Raw genomic sequence first — 18,906 nt, forward strand, 5'->3', positions numbered from 1 at the left:
TCCGTTTGAATGCAATATGGTTGTGCAGTCTTTCTACTTGGCGTCTGGCTTTTTCATAGTTTTTAGAACGCTTTTGTTTCTTGGATAACCTGCGTTGTAGCACTTTTAGCCTACGGTGCATATCCTTGAAGAATTTACGTCCTGGTTCTACGAAACCATCACTGGTTGCTAAATAACTATTCAATCCAACATCTACCCCAATAAAGTGACCATGCGGCACAGGTTCAGGAATGAAAATATCAGATTGAATGCTAACTACAGCAAACCAACCTACAGCTTTTTTAAGTATCCTGACTTGTTTGACAATAAACCCATCAGGAATCGGTCGATGGAGATTGACTTGTACTTTTCCTAGCTTGGGTAATTTGATTTGCCATCCCGTTATTGGATTTACCTTGAATTGAGGAAAAAGTATCGACTTCATTTGCCCATACTTTTTAAACCCATCTTCCCCATCTTCCAGACGTTCCACCGGAACGTCTCTACAACCTCATCTTCCCCATCTCCCCCATCTCCCTCATCTTCCCCATCTCCCCCACCTTCCCCATCTTCCCCACCTTCCCTCTGGAAAAAGTGCAGTTACTCTTGAGATGGGATATATAAGAGAAGAAGAGACATCGGATAAATGATCGACCCAAAGCAGTAGCTTAGTATGGGACTAACTGGGACTGTATTCCTGGCATAGCCCTGCTAATTACGACTTTTGGGATGCACCAACCGCCTAACCTAGCCATCATGCACCGCATACGCCAACACCCATGAACATCACTCCCACTCAAAACCATGTCCTTGAGCGACGTGAAGAATCGGTCAGGGCGGGTTTTGTACAAACGTTACCATCAATAGCGACAAGAAAGTCCCTAAACCCGCCCCTACGCACTCACGCACCCGGTTCTCTTGAAGGAAGGAAAAGGTTCAAACTCTCTGATTACGGATCAATGACTTGATACCCTGCATAAACGACTTAGATTAGACTATTCAGCTAGGCTGCTATTTTGAGGACTCCCATGACCACCCTCGTCATCGTCGAATCTCCCACCAAAGCCCGCACCATTCGCAACTACTTGCCTTCGGGCTATCAAGTAGAAGCGTCAATGGGTCATATTCGTGACCTCCCTCAATCGGCTAGTGAGATCCCCGAAGCCGTCAAGGGAGAAAAATGGGCGCAGTTGGGGGTCAATGTAGAGGCGGATTTTGAACCCATCTACGTTGTCCCCAAGGATAAAAAGAAAGTTGTCAAACAACTCAAAGACGCCTTGAAAAACGCCGAAGAGTTGGTACTCGCTACAGACGAAGACCGGGAAGGGGAAAGCATTAGTTGGCATTTATTGCAAGTCCTCAAACCCAAAGTACCCTGCAAACGCATGGTTTTTCATGAAATTACCCAAGAAGCCATTCGTGACGCCCTGCAAAATTGTCGGGAGATTGATGACCAACTGGTACACGCCCAAGAAACCCGCCGAATTTTAGACCGATTGGTAGGCTATACCCTTTCGCCTCTACTGTGGAAAAAAATCGCCTGGGGATTATCAGCCGGTCGGGTTCAGTCCGTTTCCGTGCGGCTGCTGGTGCATCGAGAACGCCAACGCCGTGCGTTCCGTCAAGGGAGTTATTGGGATTTAAAAGCCCTTTTAGACCAAGACAACACCCCCTTTGAATCCAAACTCATCACCCTAGCCGGGACAAAAATAGCCACCGGAAGTGATTTCGACGCCAACACCGGGCAAATTATTGAAGGGCGAAATGTGCGGCTGCTGAATGAAGCCGAAGCGCGAGACTTGCAGGCGCGGCTAATGGACAAAACCTGGACGGTGACTGACCTAGACGAACGCCCCGTCACCCGGAAACCCGCCCCCCCGTTTACCACCTCCACCCTGCAACAGGAAGCCAACCGCAAATTAAGCCTATCGGCGCGAGATACGATGCGGACGGCTCAAAATTTGTATGAACAGGGGTATATTACCTATATGCGGACGGATTCGGTGCATTTATCCGCACAAGCGATCGCGGCAGCCCGGAGTTGCGTCGAACAAATGTATGGTCAGCAATACCTCAGCCCCAAACCGCGTCAGTACAGCACTAAAAGTAAAGCCGCCCAAGAAGCCCACGAAGCGATTCGCCCCGCCGGAAACACGTTCCGTACTCCCAGAGATACTGGACTATCGGGTCGTGAATTGCAACTGTATGAGTTAATTTGGAAGCGCACCGTCGCCACCCAAATGGCAGACTCGCGCCAAACCCACATTACGGTAGACTTAGACGTTGAAGATGCCGGATTTCGGTCTACCGGAAAACGTATCGATTTTCCCGGTTATCTGCGGGCGTATGTGGAGGGTTCCGATGATCCTGACGCCGCCTTAGAAGACCAAGAAGTCGTCCTTCCCGCCTTAGCCGTTGGAGATCATCCCGAGTGCAAAAACCTGGAAGCCATCGGTCATGAAACCCAACCCCCAGGGCGCTACACCGAAGCCTCCCTGGTCAAAACCCTAGAAAGTGAAGGAATTGGGCGTCCCAGTACCTACGCCAGCATTATCGGTACGATTATCGATCGCGGCTATGCCCAAATGCAAAAAAAGACCCTGATCCCCACCTTCACCGCCTTCGCCGTCACCAGTTTATTAGAGAAACACTTCCCAGACTTGGTAGACACCAGTTTTACCGCCAAAATGGAACAAACCCTCGACGAAATCTCCACCGGGGAAGCCCAATGGCTACCCTATCTGGAGGAATTTTATCGGGGTGACAAGGGCTTAGAAACCCAAGTTCGCGAACGGGAAGACCAAATTGACCCCAATGAAGCCCGGAGTATCGAACTGGAAAATCTGGATGTCAAAGTTCGCATTGGTAAATTTGGTCCCTACATCGAAGCCGAAAATGGCGAGGGTTCCGTTACCGCCTCCATTCCCCAAGACTTGACCCCCTCGGAACTGGATGCAGAACAGGTGGAGGTGATTCTCAAGCAAAAAACCCAAGGACCCGAAAAACTGGGACTACATCCGGAAACAGGCGAACCGATTTATCTGTTAATCGGGAGTTATGGTCCTTATGTGCAATTGGGTGAAGTCTCGGAGGAGAATAAGAAACCGAAGCGGATGTCTTTACCCAAAGGGGTGAACATGGAAGATGTCACTCTAGACATGGCGCTGGGTTTATTATCGCTTCCACGTACCCTGGGCGTTCATCCTGCTACTGGGGGTAAAGTTCAGGCGGGATTAGGACGCTTTGGTCCTTATGTTGTCCATAACCAAGGTAAAGAGGGCAAAGATTATCGTTCCCTGAAAAAAGAGGACGATGTATTGACAATTTCCATGGATCGTGCATTAGAGATATTGTCTCAGCCGAAAAAATCCAAAGGAGGTAGTCGCAGCAAGTCTAAGACTCCTTTAAAGGAATTAGGGGAACATCCGGAGGACAAAGAACCCGTCAATGTCTACGAGGGTCCTTATGGGACTTATGTCAAGCATGGTAAAACCAATGCGGGACTCCCGGAGGATTTATCGGTTGAGGATATTACCCTAGAAAAAGCCGTGGAACTCTTAGCGGCGAAAAAATCCAGCAGTCGTTCCAAAAAATCAAAATCCTCAAAATCCTCAAAAAGTCGTAAAAGTACGAAAAAATAGGTTGGTGTAGAGACGTAGCATGCTACGTCTCTACCTAGCGTTTAGGTTGAGGTAGATTCAAATGAGAGAAACGACACTAAAAATGATGTAAAAATACAGTGGCGAGAAAAGGGGATTATAAGCGTGTTGCAAGCATTACATCTCAAGCAAGTAGGACCCGCCCCTGAATTTGATGTCGAATTTGCTGAAAGACTGAATATTTTCACAGGAGATAATGGCTTAGGAAAAACCTTTCTACTTGACATTGCTTGGTGGACACTAACCGGAAACTGGATTGATCAACCTGCTTATCCCCAAAGACAAGGGCAACCTGAAATCACTTGCCACGTAGACAGTCCAACCGCTTCAAATAATCAGGACTATCATAGCTCTTTCGATTTTGATAAGCAACAATGGCGTAAGCTGCTAATACCAGATCGTTTTAAAGGAATTGTCATTTACGCTCGTGCTGATGGTGGTTTTTCGGTTGTCGATCCAGCTCGGAAACGGGATACGGCTTATAACTTTACTGCCAACACGCTATGGAACGGTTTAAGATCAGGGAAAAAAGTTCTTTGTAAGGGTTTAATTGATGATTGGGTGAAGTGGCAAATTCAGCCTGATCAAACCCAATTTAATTTACTCTCTCAGGTTATCCACAAACTTGCCCCCCATCCAGGAGAATGGATAGAACCTGGAGAACCCACCAGAATTTCTGTAGAAGATGTCCGCGATATTCCAACGGTTAACCTTCCCTATGGAAATGTGCCTATCGTTCATGTTTCAAACGGCATGAAGCGGATTCTGGGACTGGCTTACTTGCTGGTTTGGACATGGTATGAACATAGCCAAGCCTCAAAACTGCGTCAAAATAAAGCATCAGATCAGATCATTTTTCTCATGGATGAGGTAGAGTCTCATCTCCATCCTCGTTGGCAACGAACAATTTTACCTGCCATTCTAGAGGTAATTAAGGGATTTCAAGACAATTTAAACGTCCAAACCCTAATTACTACTCACTCTCCCCTTGTCCTCGCATCTGTTGAACCCATTTTCCAAGACGAGCGCGATCGTTTATTTTTATTCGAGTTACAAGGTGACAGAGTAACCTTAGACGAAATTCCTTGGACGAAGCAAGGCGATAGTGTCGGATGGCTAACCTCAGAAATTTTTGGACTTCAGCAGGCGCGTTCAAAGCAAGCTGAACAAGCCATAGAAGCGGCGGAAGCTTGGATGCGACACGATGATATGAGCAACTTTCCTGACTATTTGAGAACAAAAGAGCAAATTCACCAACAACTACTGCATCTTCTACCTGGACATGATCCCTTCTTTCCCCGTTGGATTGTCACAATGGAGAAACGGCAAGCATGATTCCCGTTTCTCCCCCTCCTGAACCACCTAATTTTGATGCTCAAGTCAGACAACCTGGTAATAGATGGTTAGCTACCCATCGAGACAAAAAAAGACCAAGAGATTATTGGTCATCGTTTAAAGGTGACTTAGCCAATGGGTTTAACCATCTTTGTGGCTACTCAGCCATGTATGAACCGATTGGAACAGTCGATCACTATCTCAGTTTCGAGAATTATCCCCATCTCGCTTACGAGTGGAGCAATTATCGCTATGCGGCACAGTGGATTAACAGTAGTAAACGAACCTTAGATGAGCAAATTCTTGATCCATTTCAAGTTGGAGACGATTGGTTTGAGATTCTTCTACCCTCCTTACAATTAGTTGTAACGGACAAAGTACCACCATCGGAACGAAAAAGGGCAGAATTCACACTACAACGCTTACACCTACAGGATGATGAAAGAGTGATTCGCCAACGTCAACAGTGGTATCAGTTGTATCTGGATGGGGATTTAACGTTGACAGGATTAGAGAAGAAAGCCCCGTTGATTGCCCGTGCGATACGAAAACAGCAGTAGTCTAACAAGGCATAAAATCAATAAAAAAGGACAAATGACATGAATCTGATACTTTCTTTCCTTATTTATTCACTCAATTGAATAAATTATGGAATGGCTATAGGGCTTGATCTACCGACTGACAATAGAATCGACGGATATACTTATATCAGGAAACGCTAGGGGATAAATTATCCCTCCAGTTAAGGTAGATCGGGAAGCGTATTCTCCATCTTGGGGATCTCGAAATACAATCAGTTGTCTTCTTTTCAGGTTAACAACCCAGTATTCAGAAATACCAACTTGGGCATAAATTTTACGTTTTATCTCTAAGTCTTTCTCTAAACTGGACTCGGAATACTCAATTAACCAAAAAATGTTGTCTGGATAAGGGTGATGGTCTAGGTATTCACGCCCCAATCGTTGCACAATGGCGATATCGGGTTCAGGTTCAGAGTTGTTTGGGAGTGTTATCGGTTTAGCTAACCGAACCATCGCGCGATCGCTTAACCACCGCATCAGATATTCCCCGGCTTCACTACTGAAGTAGGCGTGGGGTTCTCCTTCTGGTGACATCTCGATAATTTCTCCTTGGAGTAGTTCCACCCGCCGATCCTCTAAAATCCCCGCCGCAATCATGCGATGATACTCGTCTATTGTCCATTTTGCTGTGGTGATTGCCATTGCGATCGCGTTTCTGTTGCTTTAAAGATGAAACAGTGATTAGGGCTTGCTGCACAAAGCCAGAACCCTTAGCTATCAATACTTTGAGCTTTATTGACAGAGGGTTTAATTCAAGGAAATCGGGTAGTATTCTTTAAATGTATGGCATCACCTTGCTCAGGAAAAATGTATCCTTGCTCCCCCAGCTTCCCCAGCTTCCCCAGCTTCCCCCGCTCTCCCTCACCACAACACCTATTCAGCAGCCCCTGATTATTTTTAGGTTTCCTTCAATCTAAATCCTTATGGGTAAAGGATTTGGCATCCTTGCCACTATAACTCGCAACAACCTGACCTTGACCTGTCATTTGATACTTATACGTCACCAATCCCTCCAATCCTACAGGACCACGGGGCGGTAATTTATTTGTACTAATTCCCACTTCCGCGCCAAACCCATAGCGGAACCCATCTGCAAACCGAGTCGAACAGTTGTGGAACACATTCGCGCCATCGACTTGATTGAGGAATATCTGGGCAATGTCTGGATCTTCGGTGACAATAACATCGGTATGCCCAGAACCATAATGATTAATATGGTTAATGGCGTCTTCTAAGGAATCGACTATTTTAATCGACAGTATTAAATCATTGTATTCTGTAGACCAATCCGCATCTGTGGCGGCTGAACAATCGATCATTTGGCAAGTCGCTTCATCGCCACGAAGTTCAACCAGCCGTTCTTGCAAAGCTTTTGCAGCCAGGGGAAGAAAGCTAGGCGCGATCGCCCGATGTACCAGTAGCGTTTCTATCGCGTTACACACCGCCGGATACTGGGTTTTCGCATCAACGGTAATCTCCACCGCTTTTTGCAAGTCAGCCGCGCGATCGATATAACCATGACAGATTCCATCAGCATGACCCAATACCGGAATTCGGGTATTATCTTGAACGAAGCGGACAAAGGAATTCGATCCTCTGGGAATAATTAAATCAATGTAGTCATCCAACTGCAATAGCGCCATTGTCTCCTCTCTGGTGGTTAAGAGTTGCACCACCGCCGGATCAACAGAACTCGTGGATAATCCTTTGTGAATCGCGTTAACAATCGCTTCACAGGATCGAACGGCTTCCTTCCCACCTTTGAGAATCACGCCATTCCCCGATTTTACCGCCAGGGAACTAATTTGCATCACCGCATCGGGACGTGCTTCAAAGATAACGCCTAAGACTCCCAGGGGACAAGTGACACGCTTGAGAACTAATCCTGTATCGAGTTCCCGATGAATTTGGATTGCGCCAATGGGATCAGTCAACTTCCCCACATCCCGCACTCCCGCGATCGCGGCGTTCAGTTTCGTCTCATCCAGCTTCAGGCGATTGTACAGGGGTTTAGGGATACTCTCCGCTTCTGCGGCTTGACAATCTGCGATATTCGCCGCCAAAATATCCGGTGCTGCGGTTTCTAAGGATTTCGCGATCGCTTCAATGGCTAGATTTTTGGTATCAGTGGACATAACCGCCAACTGTCGTGCCGCTTGGCGAGTGGATTGTGCGATCGCGCTGAGGGATTGGGATGGTACTGGAGTCGCTGTCATGGCTGGAGATACAAATACCAACTAAGTCATCTGAAGTCTAGCAAAATCCTGGGCTGGGTTGAAATTATGATTGATGTCGTTCCCGGAAGCCACAAGTCCCGTGTTAAGACAACCCTATAAGTTCTCAATTTTTGTTCGTAATTCCATCAAATCAGGATATTGAGTAATATCAAGTTGCTCAATTGCCCAAGCAAAAAAGTTTTTTAAAGAGATGTATTGAGATTCTTGCTGCTGCATCGCTTTTTGCAAATCTTTGCCATGGAACCAGATCATGTACTGCTTCTGTTGCCAAAATTCGTCTTGGCTAAACTTAGCATGATAGATACCTAAACTTTCCTCAAATCTGTCTTGGGTGACTTGATCAACAGCTTCTCTGAACGTCTGAATTAGTTTTTTAGCTTCAGCTTCACAGTGTTGTAAACCTAAATCAGCCGGAAGTTCACCGCTATTTTTTTTCCAAGTTGTTTTAAGGTGCGATCGCGCCACACTCGGCTTCGCTACATCAGCCAATGCCCATCGTACCGCTTGATAATCTTGCAACGTTCTTGCTGACCTATCAATCCATGCTGTAATTGTCTCAATTCCCACTGAATCGCCATGTCCCCACTTTGATAAAGGATTTTCCGATTTTTCGGCAAATTTAGCTTGCCAATAATTATGAATTAAATCAGCATCTAAAAGATAATTTTCAATACAAGCACGATGAGTTAAAAAACAGCGTTGTCCCAGTTTTAGCAATTTAACCTCTGAGGTTGGCTGAACATCAAAATCTCTATCCCTAAAAATGATGTATCGTTTATTTATTGCTTCATCAGGAAAAAAGTAACCTTGAGCAAAAACCGAAAATGTAAACTTCCCACCAGCCGACACAATTGTTAGTCGCTGTCCAGGTTGTTTTGCTAAAACGCGCTCTAGAAGTTTGATATCTAAACTGGTTTGTTTTCCCTCACAGAAAATAACCTTATCAACGACACTCACAATTACACTCCTAATCGAATAATATGTGCTTCAGGTACTAATTGCTCGACATAATCAGAGTGAGTTGTGATAATGAATTGATTATTTTTACCCAATTTAGGTAAAGTTCTCAGCAATGCTTGTTGCATTGGCGGATGTAAATGTAATTCCAGTTCATCAATCAAAATGACTGAATTATGAATATTCCAATTTGCAAAGTCCATTAATATGGGAAAAATAGCCCGCTCTCCCCCAGACATTTCTGAAATTTCATACTGGTTTTTGCTATCGTGGAGATAAAACCAAGGTTCACTCAGGATGTCATCAATATTCTCACGAGGAACCGGACCTTCAAAACTACGTTCGGGAAAAACCTTCTGGTAAGCTCGTTCAATTTCAGCATACACATCTTTTTGTCCTGGACGTAGTTGCTTAATTCTACCTGTTTCAACATCTTGGTGGAATTGCCGCCATTTTGATAGGCGATCGCGTAAAATGTTTTCAGTTATTTCGATTGTATGACCGGGATCTTCACTGGTTAAACTTGTTGACGTTCTTTGTTCGGTATACCAGAAGACTGTACCCACTCGTTCAAACACATAGAAGCCTTCAGATCGAAGTAGTTGTTTAGCATAGTCTCGTCCTTTAAATTGGAACAATTGAGCCGCCGTATCTGCTTGGACTCGCTCACCTTGCCATCTCAAAGTTGCTAGATAATCCTCTGCTGGAGGAACGGGGAAATGACAACCCATTTCTTGTAATTTTTGATGGAACTCCTGAACAGCTTGGAGTTCTTGAGATGAAAATTGTACCTTTAGATTTACCTCTTGCTCAAATCGACCCCAGTTATTTCCTAGCAATTCATAATTAAATCCTACCCAATCTAAATCAGTAAGTTTTTGTAATCGCCCAGTTGCTACTCCCAGCGTCGCCGCAATTGCCTGTAAAAGACTGGTTTTTCCCGTACCATTCATGCCAATTAGGACAATAATATTTCGTGCCAAACCAGTTTCAGAATCCGTAAAATCAAAGGTATAATTCCTAATTTTCTTGAAATACTTCAATTCGATAGATTGGACTTTCATGGCAAACTATTTAAATCTTTACGTGTTTACTCACCTGAATCAGTCTCAGTATATAGTTGGGCAATTATATCATTCAGTAGCATAACCTAAAAACACTTGTATTTATTTACTATTTCAGTTTCATGTTTTTTGTCCCTTTGTCCACTCAATTAAATAAATGTTTGAACAGCCAAGCGCTCCAAAACATGATATGAAAAGCCACAATTGCCCAAAATACGACTTGGTAAGAATTTTTGCTACTTTTGTGGCGTAGAGTGCGTTGAGCAATGAATGCGCCTAACCATCCACCTGCTAGTTCGCACAAATGTAATGTTTTCTCAGGTATCCTCGATTCTCCGGTTCTAGCACGGGACTTATCGTGAGCATAAAGGACAAAGGTTAACCCACTCATGATCAAATACAGCAGGAGAGGAATTAAATTTGATGTTATTGATGCCAAGTGAACCGATCCGCCGATAGGAAATAGAGATAAAAACAAAACTTCCCAGACTAATGAAGACGATTTTGTTCTCTTTTTCGATCGCTTTCTTTTAACAGAGATTTTGGACAAATGTTTAGGACTAGGCTGAGATGCCGTTCCTTCGATGACAGCATGACTAGCACGAAGTTTTCCTTTCTTGCCAATAGTTAATTGATAACGGATAATGTCACCGACTTGGGGACGGCGATTAGGATTCTTTAATCCAGTGATATGCAGAAAAACGTTTTGATCGCCATGATCGGGTTTGATAAAGCCAAACCCTTCTTCGTCTTTCCAAACTATTAATTGACCTTTATGCGTTTTGGGTTTCATCCATAAAACTCAATGCTAACTATAGAGGCGAATCCAGCGCTTACTACGAACGAACCGCGATCGCGTTTATGAAAGCTGGCTTTATTATAGACGGCGCTAACTATAGAGGCGCTGAAGCGCCTACTACGAACGGCACACTCACCCTATATTCAAAAAGTGAATATATAATGAGATCATGAATATAAAAGGGATGACCCGATGGCTACTCGCAACAAAGACGACACGCTGAATCTGACGTTAATCGAAGAGTCGATCCTGAATGCGCTGATGTATCGAGAACGTTATGGATTGGAGATTATGAGTGCGATCGCGCAAGCTAGCAATGGTGAACGCACCATTGGCTTCAGTTCTCTTTACCCCACCTTGCGAAAACTGGAAAAGCGGGGTTTCGTTACCTCTCGCTGGGGTGATGAAGCGCCGGAGGAAACCACAGGCGCACGCCGACGTTATTACAAAATCACAGGTTCTGGCTTGCAAGCCTTGGAGAAAAAGCAACAATTCCTCACCGCCTTACAGCATTTGCAACCTGCACTGGGAGAACTCTAATATGATGCACCGAAACCGTCACCGCCGCCGTGTTGTTCCGCAAATAGTACGTTTGATCTGGCGTAGTGTACAAGCGATCGCCAAAGCGTTGATTTATCTGGCTGTTGAATTTACCGTCTACGTTGCTATCGGTGGACTCGCGATCGCGCTTTTCTGGCTGGGATTACCCAGCTATGTCGCCTTAGGATTAAGTATCGGGTTAGTGATCCTCAGCCTGATCGTGAGTTTTCTGGCTTACCGACAACATCGCCGGATCACTAGGCGATCGGTCAAAACCGATGCTTCTCCTATGATTAAAGGGGATGTTCAATTAGCTGACTGGATTGCTCAAACCCTTGCCACAAAAGCACCTCAGGAGTGGGAGGAATACCAAGATTGGCTACATGATATTTTACTCGATCGTCGCCAACGTCTAGATCAGGGTGATCCTTATTGGCGGGTAACGGCTTTAACCTACTGGCGATTAACTGGACTCTGCATTACCGTCAGTTTGATCAAGCTGAGACGACTTGCGATCGCGGCGAGACGAATGCGTTAAGAATTTCCCATGATTGCGATCGTTATGGATGAATGATCCAAAACACCTGTTCCGTGTAGGGGCGACCCGCTTGCACTAATTCAAAACTCCATTCCACTCAATTGGATCGGGTCGCCCTCTACTCAATGAATGTCGAGATCGGTTCGTCCTGATTCGCCAAGGACAAAGGACAAAAAAAAAGAGAGTCACCTAAGCAACTCTCTAGATTATCAGGGTGCATCTACTAAGCATAATTATAGTCATTGGGGGTGAGGGGTGTCACCCCCTATTTACCAAAAATATGTTTAGTTTTGTAAAGAAGTGGCAGCGTAACCCCCGATCTCTGACCCCTGACCGATGAAAATAAAAGCTGTAGTGTAGGTAGTGCGTGAGGAGACAGCCATGGAACTGAAGTCAGTTCCCGTAGAGCTTCCGGAAGGTGTAATATCATTATCGGTCATAGCCACTTCATTAAGGAGGTAAAGCAGCGCCAGGAATTTCTACGTCAGATTGGCTATAAGCTTTAGTCAGTAATTGGGAGGAATTCAAAATTCACGTTTACTCATCGGCTTAGAGAAATTTTGGCGTATAACTTAACTTACCCAAGACAAAGGATGATCCTCTCCCGTTGTGGACGTGGTAAACAGCATCAATTGTGACAGTTCTGGCTGAGATAAATTCGCGCCTTGTCGCCCAAAAATAAACTCGCTGTAATCGGCTAGATTATCAAGTCCTAGGAGATTGAGCAATATCTCAGCCGCTAACCATACCGTTGTTTTTGCCAGTAATGCTTTCCAGTTTACCGTCATGGATTTGTCCCCCTTGGAATAAAAAAGTGGCGAGTGGTGAACGCCAACGATTTATTGCATCACCAGCATAGGGGGAGACTTGGGAGAACAGACACCGTGATTTTATCCAACTTAAGGGGTCAGTTGAATCAGCATCCGTAGATCTACCGAGAACACGGCTTTAACCCGAGAAAATTAAACAGAAGGGTTAATCCATAAAAATCGATAACAATTCCAGATAAGTCATAATCATGTCCGCATCTAGCCATAAGAATCAGTCTGCCCCGAATTACACCCAACAGTTACAATACCTCATGCAGCAGGTAGATGTGTCCAGTTTTCGCCAACTGAGTCGCGTCAGTGGTGTGTCTGAACGACAACTGAAACGTCTGCGACAAGGAGAGGTATCGCAAATGCGGGTAGAGACGCTGCTGAAATTATCGCAGGTATTGCAAATATCGGTCGATCAATTGCTAACCTTATTTTCACCCGAATCAATCTCGCCGATGACGCCGCCGCCGCGCGATCGCACTCCATCGAGTTCTGAGATTCCCACACGGCAAAGCCTTGATAACCTCAAGCAGGAATACCACCGACTACAACAGCAATTCGCCGAACAACGCGAAACCCTGCTACAGGAATTTCAGCAATCGAGTGTGCAGGTATTAGAATCATGGTTATTACAGTGGCCCACAGCCGCTTATGCCGTAACTCAGAATGACCAGTTACCCGCTATCCGATTATTGCCCCTAATCAAGCCAGTGGAACAACTTCTGCAACAATGGGGCATAGACGCGATCGCCTCAGTTGGTGATGAATTGGCGTATAATCCCCAATGGCATCAATTAATGTCGGGAACCGTTCAACCCGGAGAGGTGGTGCGAGTTCGTTATGTTGGCTATCGGCAGGGTGATAAATTATTGTATCGGGCTAAAGTTAGTCCGGTGAATAATGAAGGATAAAATATTTTTTTTAGCCATTATTATACTCGCTCCCTTGAGAAGCAAGCTATGTTTAAGTAGGTGGGGACAATTAAAGTTAACGGTGGGGATCGTCATTCGTCATTCGTCATTCGTCATTTGTAAGGGTTTGAGGCTTGTTAACATAACTTAACATGGTTGAGTTTATTTCCACCAACCTACTTATGTAAGGGTTTGAGGCTTATTTACAAAACTTAGTACAGTATCCTCAGTAGGAGTAATATCGTGTCCGGTCAAACACCCCGAATAAAAATGCCTGAAACCCTTGTTATTACGGTATTGTAATTATGGGCAATCGTCAGGACATGATATAATTCATGAATTACCCCTACAACTAGTGGTTTTAATCTTGATAAAGCTTGCCCACATTACAGGCTTCTTCGGTAATCCAAAAGCGAAAATCTAAAATTGAATAGTCTTGTTTTTCCTGTCTGCGGGAACTGCCTCGACATTCAGAACGGGTCGGAAAATTGTGCGGGGAAGGTCGAGGCTCTTTATTACTACTTGTCGTTGTTGGATTCAAGGTTAAATCTCCTGTAGGTTTAAAAATTAGCAGTTTTTGATTTGGTAAAACCACCCATTTAGAATTAGCACAAATAATTGCTTGGTTAGTTGATAAATCGTTAAATGCAGGTATAGCATGACTAGCGGCGGCAAAGGTTAAAGTTCCTAAAATGCTAGTGCTAGCTAGACGAAGTAAGCATTTAGTCATTTATCGACCTAGGGTTAGGTTGCTGATTTTTATTGTGGCATTCTTATTTAAACTAAAATTCGGTTTTATTGAGGAGTTTAAAAGACCCAATTTAGGCGTAGTCAGAGTTGACATTAATGATTTAGGGTTTTTGTTCTAAATTTTTAATGTTTTCTGAGAGTTACCTCAATTATCCTGAATTTAACTCAACCGGAAACCGTAGGGACGCACGTCGGTGCATCCGTGTCAACTTAAAGCCACAATTCTTGCCAACTCCCGGTAGATCCCCGACTTCTTCGTTGAAACCCTGATTCTCACCAATGAACTAGATTTGATCTGGTTTCTGCCCATTGCAAGAAAGCCCAGCGCGTAGCGCTATACTCCCCGCACCCCTGCACCGCCACTTTTTTACATGACGCTTCAAGCATTGGTCAACAAGCCCTATAATTAGTGTTCCTTTCCTAAGCAATCCAGTTTAACTACTAGATGTAGTGTAGTCTTGCGTATGAACCCCTTAATCTCTAATCCCGTGAATTATCTGCAAGAATGGAACAATAGCTGTATCGATGACCAACTCACGCGCCTAAACGTTATCCCTTTAACTGGCACTTGCCCATCGAACTATTTATTTTACGCGGATACATTACCACGACGGAATGATGGTCGGGTCAGTCACCGCATCCTGAAGCGCTACGAACATACGGAACAAGGAGGATGGTGGTGTTCCGGAATTGACGTACTCACGGGTAATGATGACCTTTGGGGTTGTTTCAAGCCTAGTTCTCCTCGGCGCAATACTCAGACGGGAAAACCGATTAAATACGAACATCCGCCCCTAGCCCCCACAGGTGTTTTTGCTCTGCGTGTCCCCCTACATCTGTGGCAGGATATTGCTAATCGCTATAACCTGACGCTTCCATTTGATGCGTCTGGGGGTGGGTTTAATCACGTCATCGACAATCGTGAAAACCTCGCCGACACATCAGTCAGGGCGGGATGTGTACTAACTTTACCATCAATCGCCCCAAGTAAGTCCCTAAACCCACACCTACAAACCATGCCCTTGATCGTCGCCAAGGGTGAACATTCGGTCAGGGCGGGTTTTGAGGAAACGTTACCATCAATCGCCCCAGGCGAGTCCCTAAACCCGCCCCTACAAACCATGCCCTTGATCGTCGCCAAGGGTGAAAATTCGGTCAGGGCGGGTTTTGTACAAACGTTATCATCAATCACCCAAGGCGAGTCCCTAAACCCGCCCCTACAAACTCAAAATGTCTCCGGCGGATTTTGGCAGTGGTTGATTGCCCATCCCGAAATTCCGTTGTGTATTACTGAGGGCGCAAAGAAAGCGGGGACTTTACTCACCGCCGGCTATGCGGCAATTGCCCTCCCTGGTGTATTCGGAGGCTATCGTGTCCCTAGAGATGAACAGGGAAATCGTATCGGCAAGTCTCGCCTCATCCCCCAGTTACTCAAATTAGCAACACCGGGGAGAACAATTTATATTGCCTTCGACCAAGACACTAAACCCAGTACCATCAAAGCTGTTAATGCCGCTATTCGTCAGTTGGGATATTTGTTAACCCAAAAAGGATGTTCTGTCAAGATAATCAGTTGGCATCCAGACCAAGGGAAAGGGGTGGATGATTTAATTGCCAACCATACTCAAACAGCATTTGACGAAGCCTATCAAACGGCTGTCCCCCTAGATACCTGGAAAGCCCAATCCTTAACCGGGCTGACGTATCCGCCCACGATACAGATAAATCGTCGCTATTTAGGGGAATTATCGATTCCTGAGGATGCCAAGTTGATTGGAATTAAATCCCCCAAAGGGACAGGGAAAACTCAGTGGTTAGAAACAATTGTTAAAGAGGCGATTAAGCAGCAGAAATGGGTTTTGGTGATTGGTCATCGGGTGCGACTCGTGGAGGCGTTATGTCAGCGCTTTGGCTTGAACTATGTCACTCAGATACAGGATACAGAAACGGGTGCTAGGTTAGGCTATGGTCTCTGCGTTGACTCTCTCCATCCTACCTCTCAGGCTGGCTTTGAGGCGGTGAACTGGTCAGATGGAGTGGTAATTATTGATGAAGTGGAACAGGTTCTTTGGCATGGGTTGGATTCGGATACTTGCAGTAGTAACCGAGTGGCGATTCTGAAATCTCTGAAGACATTGATGCAGAATGTTTTGGGAGATGAGGGACAAGTTTATGTGGCGGATGCGGATTTGAGTGATGTTTCTATCGATTACTTGATTTCTTTATCGGGGGTTCCCCACCATCCTTATATTATTCACAACACCTGGAAACCCAGCGAGGCTGAATCCTGGCGGGTAAACTATTATCCAGAACGTAAGCCAGAACGCTTGATTCAGGATTTGGAACGACACATTGCCGCAGGTGGGAAACCCTTTGTTTGCCTTTCCGCCCAGAAACGGGGGAGTCAGTGGGGAACCTGTACGTTGGAAGCCTATCTACGTTCTCGATTTCCTGAGGCGAAGATTCTCCGCATTGATTCAGAATCTCTGACTGAACCGACTCATCCGGCGTATGGCTGTATGCGTGATTTGGATGGGGTGTTGAGTCAGTATGATATTGTTCTGGCAAGTCCGGTGATTGAAACGGGCGTAAGCATTGAGTTGCAGGGACATTTCACCTCGGTTTGGGGAATTGCGATTGGGGTGCAAAGTGAAAATTCGGTGCGTCAGGCGTTGGGGCGAGTGCGGGAAAATCTGCCTCGGTTCCTCTGGGTGGCGTCTTGTGGGTTTAATCGGGTGGGAAATGGTTCTACGTCGATTCCAGCTTTGCTGACATCGGGACGACGTTTGACTCAGCTTAATATTCGATTATTACAACAATCTGATTTTGATGCCTTGGATGATATTGAGACGGGTTTTCAGGCGGAATCCCTATTGTGTTGGGCAAGAATGGCGGTGAGACATAATGCGTCGATGTTTCAGTATCGGGAATCGGTACTGGCGGCGCTGCGTAGGGAAGGGCATCAGGTGGTTGAGGCTACGGATCAGGAGATGGGAGGAGGGGATAGTGTGTCCTCTGTTTCCCAGACACAGGGGAAGAGTGAACCCAATTCGTTGACGGCTGCGATCGCGGCGGTGAAAGACCAAAATTATCAGGCAGAATGTTTAGCGATCGCGCGGGCTAAAAATCTGAGTGATCATCAATATCATACTGGGCAAAAACGATTAGTGAAAACTCTTGCCCAACGACGGGCGATTCGCAAATATGAGTTAAAGCAGCGTTATCGAATTCCCGTAACTGCCCAACTGGTGGCTAAGGATGATGAGGGTTGGTATCAAAAGCTATTGCTGCATTATTTTCTCACCTTAGGGCGAGATCATTTAGCGCAACGGGATGCGATGATGGCACGTAAATTGATTGAGTTAGGCGGTGGGAGTATTTTCTTGCCCGATTTTAATCGTTCCCAATTGGGGGCGGCGGTAGGGACAATGGAACTTTTGGGGGTTCCCGTGTTGCTGACGGATCGGGGGCGTGAGTTAAGAGGAACAGATGAGGATTTGCAGGCGATGGCGCGATTGGCATTATCGAATCGGGCGTCGATTAAAACCACGTTGGGGATGGGATTAGCCCGAAATGCGACACCGATTCGGATTGTCCGGCGTTTGTTGGATAAAATTGGCTATGGACTTCAATGTATTGGTCGTGAAAGTAAACGTTTAAATCGCGTGCGTGTCTATCAGGTGGTTCATCCCTCGGATGGGCGGTTTGAGGTATTTCAGCAATGGTTGGCGCAAAGTTGTGAGGTGTTAGAGAAGTCTCATCAACGACTTGATGCTTGTTCAAGAGAGGCAAAAAATAACGCTGACGTTGATGCCGGGGTTGACTATGTTCAGCTTTCTCTTAATTTGTCGGATTGTTGATTGTTATTTGTCATTTGTCATTTGTCATTTGTCATTTGTCATTTGTCATTTGTCGTTTGTCGAAGATGACCTGCACTTTAATCGGGGCGGGTTTAGTTATATCAGGGTGAAAACCAAATGTTAATGGTAAAACCCGCCCCTACACATTCTTTCCCATTGCCCATTGCCCATTGCCCATTCCCGAAAATTACCAGATTTTTGGACACGACTCAAATAGGATTGCTATATAATAAAGGATCTAACTTGCCTTGACTATCTAAACTGTAGAGATCATCACAGCCACCGATATGCTGGTTGTTAATAAAAATCTGGGGAACGGTTCGCCGTCCGTTTGCTCGTTCTGCCATTTTCATTCTGGCACTTCCATCGCCGTCGATTTTATATTCTGTGCAGTTAACGCCTTTCCACCACAGTAATAGCTTGGCACGAATACAAAAGGGGCAAGTTTGCCAGGTGTAAATTTCCACGTTGGCGTTGATGCGTTCGGGATGACGTCCGAGGAGGGAGTTGATCAAGTTGAACATTTTATCACTATTTTCAAGGGTTCTATTTTCTAGTCTAAGATATTAAGCTGTGTTAAGCAAATCCTTGTACTCTATCATTTTTACCGCTAGTGCTAGGGTAATTTAAAATTATCAAAGAATAATATTACATTAATTTATATAACAAATAAACATTATTTTTGCGGGGTTACGCACTAGGGAATACAGCAGTTCGTTTCATCGATTAAATGACCGCCTAACCCACCCTACAGAGAATTAATGGCTTTGCAATCAATGGTCTCTCAGTCTAGATTAAGTTATTTAGTTTACCGGAATTTTCACCAAAGAGCTTGATAGTAATGGTAGCATGTACCCTCCAATTGCTAGGTTGGAGCT

Annotated in this window: 16 protein-coding genes; 7 read left to right on the forward strand and 9 right to left on the reverse strand. The window is 45.2% G+C overall.

Annotated features, from left to right (window positions below; genetic code table 11):
- A partial coding sequence (locus RIC07_RS24140) for an RNA-guided endonuclease InsQ/TnpB family protein (protein WP_446396808.1) occupies nt 1-424 on the reverse strand: 424 nt, incomplete at its 3' end.
- 583 nt (nt 425-1,007) lie between these two features.
- Between RIC07_RS24140 and topA the strand changes: the two genes are divergently transcribed.
- From topA to RIC07_RS24155, 3 genes are all read left to right on the forward strand, one after another.
- Complete coding sequence (gene topA / locus RIC07_RS24145) at nt 1,008-3,620, forward strand: type I DNA topoisomerase (RefSeq protein ID WP_446396725.1); 2,613 nt, start codon at nt 1,008-1,010, stop codon at nt 3,618-3,620.
- 123 nt (nt 3,621-3,743) lie between these two features.
- Nucleotides 3,744-4,973: an AAA family ATPase gene (locus tag RIC07_RS24150; protein ID WP_446396726.1), complete on the forward strand. Its 1,230-nt coding sequence runs from the start codon at nt 3,744-3,746 to the stop codon at nt 4,971-4,973.
- Nucleotides 4,970-5,533, forward strand: coding sequence for a hypothetical protein (locus RIC07_RS24155; RefSeq protein WP_446396727.1), 564 nt, complete (start codon nt 4,970-4,972; stop codon nt 5,531-5,533). Before RIC07_RS24150 ends, RIC07_RS24155 begins: the two co-directional genes overlap by 4 nt.
- A gap of 111 nt (nt 5,534-5,644) precedes the next feature.
- On the opposite strand, the gene RIC07_RS24160 is transcribed toward RIC07_RS24155, so the two are convergent.
- The 5 genes from RIC07_RS24160 to RIC07_RS24180 all read right to left on the reverse strand — a co-directional run bounded on the left by RIC07_RS24160 (nt 5,645) and on the right by RIC07_RS24180 (nt 10,605).
- Entirely contained in the window at nt 5,645-6,196 is a 552-nt protein-coding gene (locus RIC07_RS24160) for a Uma2 family endonuclease (protein WP_446396728.1), read from the reverse strand.
- Nucleotides 6,197-6,462: 266 nt separating this feature from the next.
- Nucleotides 6,463-7,770: a glutamate-5-semialdehyde dehydrogenase gene (locus RIC07_RS24165; RefSeq protein ID WP_446396729.1), complete on the reverse strand. Its 1,308-nt coding sequence runs from the start codon at nt 7,768-7,770 to the stop codon at nt 6,463-6,465.
- 114 nt (nt 7,771-7,884) lie between these two features.
- Nucleotides 7,885-8,748, reverse strand: coding sequence for a hypothetical protein (locus RIC07_RS24170; RefSeq protein WP_446396730.1), 864 nt, complete (start codon nt 8,746-8,748; stop codon nt 7,885-7,887).
- A gap of 2 nt (nt 8,749-8,750) precedes the next feature.
- A complete protein-coding gene (locus RIC07_RS24175; protein ID WP_446396731.1) occupies nt 8,751-9,812 on the reverse strand; it encodes an AAA family ATPase in 1,062 nt (353 codons plus the stop codon).
- A gap of 145 nt (nt 9,813-9,957) precedes the next feature.
- Nucleotides 9,958-10,605, reverse strand: a complete 648-nt coding sequence (locus RIC07_RS24180) for a DUF1294 domain-containing protein (RefSeq protein ID WP_446396732.1) — start codon at nt 10,603-10,605, stop codon at nt 9,958-9,960.
- A gap of 198 nt (nt 10,606-10,803) precedes the next feature.
- On the opposite strand from RIC07_RS24180, the gene RIC07_RS24185 reads away from it, so the two are divergent.
- The gene (locus RIC07_RS24185) at nt 10,804-11,151 is read left to right on the forward strand and encodes a PadR family transcriptional regulator (RefSeq protein ID WP_006100165.1); all 348 of its coding nucleotides are present in this window, start codon (nt 10,804-10,806) and stop codon (nt 11,149-11,151) included.
- A gap of 1 nt (nt 11,152) precedes the next feature.
- A complete protein-coding gene (locus tag RIC07_RS24190; protein ID WP_446396733.1) occupies nt 11,153-11,689 on the forward strand; it encodes a hypothetical protein in 537 nt (178 codons plus the stop codon).
- Nucleotides 11,690-12,261: 572 nt separating this feature from the next.
- Here the strand turns inward: RIC07_RS24190 and RIC07_RS24195 are convergent.
- The gene (locus RIC07_RS24195; RefSeq protein ID WP_446396734.1) at nt 12,262-12,477 is read right to left on the reverse strand and encodes a hypothetical protein; all 216 of its coding nucleotides are present in this window, start codon (nt 12,475-12,477) and stop codon (nt 12,262-12,264) included.
- 230 nt (nt 12,478-12,707) lie between these two features.
- On the opposite strand from RIC07_RS24195, the gene RIC07_RS24200 reads away from it, so the two are divergent.
- A complete protein-coding gene (locus RIC07_RS24200) occupies nt 12,708-13,418 on the forward strand; it encodes a helix-turn-helix domain-containing protein (RefSeq protein ID WP_446396735.1) in 711 nt (236 codons plus the stop codon).
- Nucleotides 13,419-13,779: 361 nt separating this feature from the next.
- Here RIC07_RS24200 and RIC07_RS24205 read toward each other — a convergent pair whose 3' ends face one another.
- Entirely contained in the window at nt 13,780-14,148 is a 369-nt protein-coding gene (locus RIC07_RS24205) for a hypothetical protein (RefSeq protein ID WP_446396736.1), read from the reverse strand.
- Between the two features lie 484 nt (nt 14,149-14,632).
- On the opposite strand from RIC07_RS24205, the gene RIC07_RS24210 reads away from it, so the two are divergent.
- A complete protein-coding gene (locus RIC07_RS24210) occupies nt 14,633-18,028 on the forward strand; it encodes a plasmid replication protein, CyRepA1 family (RefSeq protein ID WP_446396737.1) in 3,396 nt (1,131 codons plus the stop codon).
- A 209-nt stretch (nt 18,029-18,237) separates the two neighbouring features.
- Here the strand turns inward: RIC07_RS24210 and grxC are convergent, their stop codons facing one another.
- The gene (gene grxC / locus RIC07_RS24215; RefSeq protein ID WP_446396738.1) at nt 18,238-18,552 is read right to left on the reverse strand and encodes a glutaredoxin 3; all 315 of its coding nucleotides are present in this window, start codon (nt 18,550-18,552) and stop codon (nt 18,238-18,240) included.
- Between the last annotated feature and the right edge of the window lie 354 nt (nt 18,553-18,906).

The organism is Coleofasciculus sp. E1-EBD-02 (assembly GCF_040218245.1).
GTDB lineage: Bacteria > Cyanobacteriota > Cyanobacteriia > Cyanobacteriales > Coleofasciculaceae > Coleofasciculus.

Excerpts from the sequence above, each read along its gene's own strand:
- grxC (WP_446396738.1), bottom strand. The coding sequence starts at position 18,552 with ATGTTCAACTTGATCAACTCCCTCCTCGGACGTCATCCCGAACGCATC.
- RIC07_RS24205 (WP_446396736.1), bottom strand. The coding sequence starts at position 14,148 with ATGACTAAATGCTTACTTCGTCTAGCTAGCACTAGCATTTTAGGAACT.
- RIC07_RS24190 (WP_446396733.1), top strand. The coding sequence starts at position 11,153 with ATGATGCACCGAAACCGTCACCGCCGCCGTGTTGTTCCGCAAATAGTA.
- RIC07_RS24160 (WP_446396728.1), bottom strand. The coding sequence starts at position 6,196 with ATGGCAATCACCACAGCAAAATGGACAATAGACGAGTATCATCGCATG.
- RIC07_RS24155 (WP_446396727.1), top strand. The coding sequence starts at position 4,970 with ATGATTCCCGTTTCTCCCCCTCCTGAACCACCTAATTTTGATGCTCAA.
- RIC07_RS24180 (WP_446396732.1), bottom strand. The coding sequence starts at position 10,605 with ATGAAACCCAAAACGCATAAAGGTCAATTAATAGTTTGGAAAGACGAA.
- RIC07_RS24165 (WP_446396729.1), bottom strand. The coding sequence starts at position 7,770 with ATGACAGCGACTCCAGTACCATCCCAATCCCTCAGCGCGATCGCACAA.
- RIC07_RS24175 (WP_446396731.1), bottom strand. The coding sequence starts at position 9,812 with ATGAAAGTCCAATCTATCGAATTGAAGTATTTCAAGAAAATTAGGAAT.
- RIC07_RS24210 (WP_446396737.1), top strand. The coding sequence starts at position 14,633 with ATGAACCCCTTAATCTCTAATCCCGTGAATTATCTGCAAGAATGGAAC.
- RIC07_RS24200 (WP_446396735.1), top strand. The coding sequence starts at position 12,708 with ATGTCCGCATCTAGCCATAAGAATCAGTCTGCCCCGAATTACACCCAA.
- RIC07_RS24185 (WP_006100165.1), top strand. The coding sequence starts at position 10,804 with ATGGCTACTCGCAACAAAGACGACACGCTGAATCTGACGTTAATCGAA.
- RIC07_RS24195 (WP_446396734.1), bottom strand. The coding sequence starts at position 12,477 with ATGACGGTAAACTGGAAAGCATTACTGGCAAAAACAACGGTATGGTTA.
- topA (WP_446396725.1), top strand. The coding sequence starts at position 1,008 with ATGACCACCCTCGTCATCGTCGAATCTCCCACCAAAGCCCGCACCATT.